A 1,229-nucleotide genomic window follows, 5' to 3' on the forward strand; every position below is an offset into this window, starting at 1 on the left:
AAAGGGGCTGCTGCTGCCGAGATCCCGACTATCTCGGGGGCTGTTTGTGGGGGTTCGACTACCTCATCGACACCGACTACCTCTCGCTCTTCGTCTTCCGCCGGTATTCCCCAGGGGGTTACGCCTCTTGCCGTACAAGGCAATAAAGTCACCACGAACGGCCAGCCCGCCAACCTCGCCGGTGTGAGCCTGTTCTGGAGCAACACTGGCTGGGGCGGCGAGAAGTACTACAACGCCCAGGTCGTTTCCTGGTTGAAATCTGACTGGAAAGCCAATGTGGTGCGCGTGGCAATGGGCACTGAATCCGATGGTGGATACCTGACCGATTCCACCAACAAAACCCGTGCGACGGCGGTTATTGATGCGGCTATCGCCAATAACATGTATGTGATTATCGATTGGCACACCCACACGGCTGAAGCCAACAAAGCTGCTGCTATTACCTTCTTCAAGGAAATGGCAACCAAATACGGCCACTACAACAACATTATTTATGAGGTATACAACGAGCCGCTGCAGGTCTCCTGGAGCAACGTGATCAAGCCTTATGCAGTGGATGTGATTAAAGAAATCCGTGCCATCGACCCTGACAACCTGATTATTGTGGGTACTCCCTCCTGGTCCCAGGATGTGGATGTTGCTTCACAGGATAAAATCACAGGCTACAGCAACATCGCTTACACCCTGCACTTCTACGCCGGCACCCACAAGCAATGGCTGCGTGATAAAGCGCAAACGGCAATGAATAATGGTATTGCATTGTTCGTGACCGAATGGGGCTCAGTGAATGCCGACGGGGATGGCGGTGTCGATACTGCCGAAACCACTACCTGGCTGAACTTCCTGAAAACCAACGGTATCAGCCATGCGAACTGGGCATTGAATGATAAGGTCGAAGGCGCGTCCGCCCTCGTCGCCGGCGCCAGTGCCAACGGTGGCTGGACCAGTGCACAACTGACCACCTCCGGCACCCTGGTTCGCAATGCCATTATTGCCAACAACGGTGGTACGGTGACCAGCTCCACGCCTTCTACTTCTGCGCGCAGCTCGTCATCAACCCCGGTTGTGACCACCTCCAGCTCACGCTCCAGCAGTTCAGTGGCCGTCGTGGGCAGCAGCTCTTCCGTTAACAACGGTGCCGGGGTGTTGTTCTCCGAAACCTTTGAAAGCGGCGCTGTCAATACCCAACCGGCCGGCTGGGATAACTTCATCGGCTATGTGCGCAACAA

The 1,229-nt window shown here is 55.3% G+C and carries 1 protein-coding gene; it reads left to right on the forward strand.

The window, feature by feature from the left end; genetic code table 11:
- Window positions 1-1,229 (forward strand): glycoside hydrolase family 5 protein (locus A596_RS05030; protein WP_326979663.1); only part of this gene is annotated, 1,229 nt, incomplete at both ends.

Origin of the sequence: Cellvibrio mixtus subsp. mixtus J3-8, assembly GCF_000766945.1 — a bacterium.
In the GTDB taxonomy this organism is placed as follows: domain Bacteria; phylum Pseudomonadota; class Gammaproteobacteria; order Pseudomonadales; family Cellvibrionaceae; genus Cellvibrio; species Cellvibrio mixtus_A.